3 protein-coding genes are annotated in these 5,473 nt (G+C 54.4%); all 3 read left to right on the forward strand.

Annotation, left to right across the window (positions count from 1 at the left end; genetic code table 11):
* Positions 1-644, forward strand: a 644-nt coding sequence (locus FJ424_RS34420; RefSeq protein ID WP_140786397.1) for a calcium-binding protein, incomplete at its 5' end; no start/stop codon positions are given.
* A gap of 1,134 nt (positions 645-1,778) precedes the next feature.
* The gene (locus FJ424_RS33245; RefSeq protein ID WP_140659993.1) at positions 1,779-2,171 is read left to right on the forward strand and encodes a hypothetical protein; all 393 of its coding nucleotides are present in this window, start codon (positions 1,779-1,781) and stop codon (positions 2,169-2,171) included.
* Positions 2,172-2,218: 47 nt separating this feature from the next.
* Positions 2,219-5,473 (forward strand): calcium-binding protein (locus FJ424_RS33855; RefSeq protein ID WP_140659992.1); only part of this gene is annotated, 3,255 nt, incomplete at its 3' end.

Consider the following 5,473-nt stretch of genomic DNA (forward strand, 5'->3'; position numbering starts at 1 on the left):
TCTTCAATCAGGGCGACGGCTCGGACTCGATCTACGACACCGGCGGCGGCACCGACACCCTTCAGCTGGGCGCCGGGATGACGGCGGCCAACGTGACCTTCAACGTCTCCGGCTACAGCCTGCTGATCGGCGACGGCATCAGCGGCGACCAGATCAAGCTGACGAACGTCTATCTCAGCTCCTCCTACCAGATCGAGACTCTGGTCTACGGCGACGGCACCTCGATCAGCCTGACCGGCGGCCTGCCGATCGTCGGCGGCAGCGGCAGCGACACACTCAACGGCACGAGCGGCAACAACTCGCTCTACGGATTCGCGGGTAACGACACGCTCAACGGCAATGGGGGCAAAGACATCTTTATCGGTGGCTCCGGTGATGACACGTTGAACGGGGGAAGCGGGATAGATACGTTCGTGTTTCAGCCAAGCTTTGGAAATGATACCATCAACGGCTACACGGCATCGGGAACAAACGCCGATTTGATCTCAATTGATCACTCGGTGTTCGCTGATTGGGCTCACCTTTTGGCGGCATCGACCCAATCTGGCAGCGACGTCCTGATAACGGCCGATCCGAGCGACTCAATTCTGCTTAAGAATGTATCCCTGGCGAGCCTACAGCAGAGCCAGTTCCAATTTGTCTGACGATCTTTGTTCATCCATTTGCAAGGCTGTTCCGTTGTCTACCTACCGTCCAGCCAACCGTTGGGTAAGATGGATGAGTTCCAGATGTTGTGGACCCGTTCAGGCGCCGCTCGTGGAGGATCAAGGTGCATTTGACCTCCCAAGTTTAGGTGCCTGATCGGCTACGGATGACTTCGATACGAAAGAGATCAAGTCGCCAGTAGAATGCCTGGATTCAGGACTTCACGCTATGCGGGATTGCCACGTTCTTTGCATAGCCACCGACACTGCGCACGTGGAGAAGCAACTGCTCTGTCTGGGCGTTCGTGCAACGAAAAGGTCTCGTGCGCGCGGCCAGAATGATTGGGCTCAGCGCCCACATGATCGTAGGCTGAATGCTAGACTTCTCTGTCGTCCTCGTAGGCTCGGTTTGCTTTGATGGCTTTCGATATCTGCATTCGGCATATAGAAAAGCGCGATCCCCGTCGATGCGGATATCCGCGCCGCTTATGTGCATCAGCGCCTCGGCCTGCGGGACGTCTCGCGTTCCGGCAAGGCTGAAACTGACCGAAAAGGTGCTCTGGCAGACCTTCGCACTGCACGACATTGAAGACCGTGAAGCGCTTGAGGAAGAGCACCGCCTGGGTTTGACGTTTTCCCTGACGCGCTCTTCAGATCGAGCCGGATGGATCGCACTCTGCCCCGCATATCAAAAGGATTTGAGGCGACAGCTGGGTTTCCACCCACGCGCCCCCGTCGCTTGGTAGCATGAAGCTGTGAAATTGCACGCCGGCGTATTTATGCATATCCCACCGGAGGAACAGGTTCTCCAAAGTTATTTTTAGAGGGCTCTTAACAAACTACTTCCGTCATGTTACCGCTTTGTTTTGGGGGTAAGGCAGAGACAGTCGTTCCTTCATTGGGCAACGACCGCCTCCGATCAGGCGGCGGCCCCCTCTCAATGGGGTTTGAAATGACACTTGCGGTTCAGTTCAAGTTTTTTCCTGACCTAAGCACAGCAAATACTGGATCCGGGCATCACAGTTGCACAGACCCAAGCCGATGCTAGATGCGATGTTGCGCGCCTCAGCCACCACAGTTTCCCATCCTTCATACCGCTCCTCCACTGTTTTCAAACCATGGATTCGACCACCAATGGGAACGCTCGACTGGGTTGCTTTGGGTAATGGCAAAGCGCGGTTTGTTGGCCAGCACATTGGTGCAGACGAGGAGCCGCACCACGTGCTTGCGGTAGAACTTAGAAACGAAGGTGTCTATTTCGGAGAGTTCGCCACAGCATACGAGTCTGATGAAAATCACTTCAACATCGAAATCATATCGTTCGGGTACAATAGTAAAAATAATATCGGGAACCAGCACCCTGGGGCCAAGGCCGAATTCAATTACTCAGACTCTAAAGCGATACACGATATTATTTTGGAGTTGATCTTCTCACCCGGCGAGAAGCCATATCCACTGAAACAGCAGGAATGGTTCCGGGGGGGAGTATCTTTTCGCAAAAATTGGATCGTGACAAAATCGGGCTGATCTCAATCTGCATAGCATAAATTTATTTTGCACAGGGGTGGTCGGCGGTGAATCAGTATCAATCCTACATTGATCAGATAAATTCAGCTCAATCTCTTGATGATATCCGAGCCATTGCAGAAGAATTCTCCGCACAATCTTACGGTGAAGGTGGAATTCTCTACAGCGGCCCTATCGGATCAGCAACATCTACTGATGTTGCTGTAAAGATAGAAAATGCCACCGGTTTGCCAATAATTAATAATACTGATCGCGGCAAGTTTCTGGGCGACGATGCCGTCAGCGACGCTATTAAGAACCGGGCATTAGAATTATTTTTATCTGAAGGGCAGAGCCGGAAAACTGCGGAAGCATCCGTAGGGGACTTCCTCTACGGGCATACAGGAGATACAGCTTCGCTTGAGGCTTCGCTTTGGGGCCACACATCCGCTGAATTTGCCCAGTCTCTAAGCGGGGATATCATAGTCGTTGCGGAAAGCGCGAATTTAGGCCGAGTTTTTGGCTCGGTGGAAATCCCCTTTGCTGTTCAAAATCAAGCCATAACCTCAATCGGTGGCGTGCCTATTGATGTTCTTCAGGGCATCAACGATCCGGTCAGTCGCCTTGACGCTGTCGAATCGTCATTTCGAGACGCCGTTGCAAGCGGTGATCTGTTAGGCATTAAGTATGCCGGCGCGGGAACAACGACCCCATTCGTCACGGCCGAATTCTTGTCGAGGCTCGGCATTGAATCTACCGGCACTCCAACAATCGAAGATTTTTTGAACACAGGGGTAAATTTCATTCGTATTGACCAGCTGGTCAGCAGCAATACGGTCGCTGATCCAGCCCTCATGGCAGCAGCTAGATTGGCAAACACGGTGAACGACGTCACCGGCAGTAACTGGACTGCGGCGGATGTCGTGAGAAGCTTCGAAGCCTATAAAGGTTACGCTGGCGGATTGACTGCATTTGTGTCGGATCTAGGCAGGGTGGCAACCGTCGTCGGCGCCGTCGCCATCGCCGCCGACGTGGTCTTGAGCGTCGGAAACGCGGCCGTTCAGTATCGGGAGGGTGATACTGCCGGCGCTGAGAGGACGCTAGCTGAACTCGGCGGGCGCACTTTCGGCGGCCTCGCCGGCGCGTCGGTTGGTGCAATGCTAGGTGAGGCAGCCCTTGGCGGTCTGGGCGCCGGCTTGGATTTGCTCGTTGATATCGCACTGGCGTCACTGGTGACTGAGAGCGTAGTTGACGGAGCCGTGATCGGCTCCGTACTTGGTCCACTTGGTGGTGTTGTAGGGGGACTCGCGTTTGGAGCTTTTTTTGCGATCTATGGAAGTAGAGCCGGCGATCAGCTCGCGCGCTACCTAGACTCATTTCCTCACGCGCTGAACTCGACCGATCTTCCCGACTGGTATGCCGCTCTAGCCGCGCTTTTCAACCCGCCACCCCGCGACCCCCTCGTCGTCGATCTCGACGGGGATGGAATCGAATTGACAAGCCTTGCCAATTCGAACGTCCATTTTGATCTTGATGGCGATGGCTTCGCCGAGCGTACTGGGTGGGTCGGACGAGATGACGGTCTGTTGGTCCGGGATGTGAACGGCAATGGAGCTATTGACGACATTTCTGAATTGTTTGGTTCGCGGACCGGCTCCGGATTCCAGGACCTCAGTCAGCTCGATGGCAACGGGGATGGCGTCATCGATGTGAATGATGCCGCGTTTAGCTCCCTGCAAATCTGGAAAGATGCAAACGGCGATGGAGTATCGGCGCAGGGCGAACTTCATTCCCTGACGGAATTGGGCATCACGTCGCTTAGCCTTGACAGGACAGCTTCTGGGGCGGCGTTGAGCGGTAACCGCGTTCTCAGTACGAGCCACGTAACTTGGAACAACGGAGCTCAAACACAATCCGCTGAAGTTCTATTCACACTTTCACAGTTTCAAAGCCACTACGTTTTGCCTGAGAATTTTGTATACGATGCCGACGTATACAGCCTGCCGAAACTCTCCGGCTATGGGGACGTCGCGGATCTCTGGGTCGCTATGACGCAGAGCCATTCCCTGAAGGCCGAGGCTCAGACTGCAATCCAGACCGCCCGCAACGGCAATTTTCAACAGTTCCTCAGCCAGATGGACAGTCTGCTGTTCGACTGGGCCGGTGTTCACGACGTGCAGTGGATGAAGAACGTAGACGATGTCTATGTGAACTTTGCTTATGATCCCGGCGAGTTAGCCGCATACATCGAAAAAGTAAATACAATCAACATCGTTTCAAATAACAGCACATCGACCCCAATTACTCCGCCGACACCCAAGGGATATTTATTTTCGTTGGACAGCCTGGATCCTGCGAAGGTCCAGGCTTGGTTGGCGCAAAACAACCTGGCCCTGCCGCCGGAATGGTTGGCCAACACGCAAGGATCAGGCCCCAACATCATAGGTGTAGTGCTGAATCCCACCATGCCGGTCATCCGGGTGGGAGGTGGAGGAAGTAGACCTGTCAGAGCCGGCGCACCAATTGTGCTGTCGTTGAACGACCCGGTGAACCTGCCCCCGCCCGATCCGACTTCGATAATATCGGCTCCCGCACTGGCCTTTCTGCAGAAATTTATGGGACAGGACTACAGCGCCGGAGGAAATTACCTGGCCCCCGATTCGATTCTGGTTGGAGAGCCAACCGCGCAGGATGCTGCGGCGTTGATGAAGTCGTTCACAGAGGTGAAGGATTACTATATTGGCCATTTCCTGGCCCAGGCGGCGTGGTCAATCATTGCACGAGAGGGTGCAGGTGCAGATCTAGGTGCACTCGCCCCATTCAAGAACATTTTCATCAATCCATTCACTGGTCAAATCGATGGCAATTTCACAAGCTTGGCATCGCAAGTGGTTGCGGAGTTTCGATCTGACAACCTAGGCTCGGATTCGGACGCAATTTCTCTTCTTGCGGTCTTCAAGGAAGAGGTCCCGGTCTTGGTTCCGATAGTCCTAAATTTGTTCGGGGACATCGATAAGCAGACCGTTCTGAATGCGTTTGACTTGATTGAAGTCAATGGAACGAACGATGGAGATACGTTGAGTGCCAACGTCGCCGCTTTTATGGCAGGCTACGGAGGAAATGACACTCTGACGGGCAGCGGCGGAAGCGACATACTGTTGGGGGGTGGGGGCAACGACGCGCTCAATGGTGGCGCCGGTAACGATGTTTACGTGTTCAACCAGGGCGACGGCTGCGACACCATCTACGAGGGCGGTGGTACGGATACGATCCAGCTCGGCGCCGGGCTGACCGCCGCCAATGTCACCTTCAACCTCTCGGGC

Origin of the sequence: Mesorhizobium sp. B3-1-8 (genome assembly GCF_006439495.1) — a bacterium.
Taxonomy (GTDB): Bacteria; Pseudomonadota; Alphaproteobacteria; order Rhizobiales; family Rhizobiaceae; genus Mesorhizobium.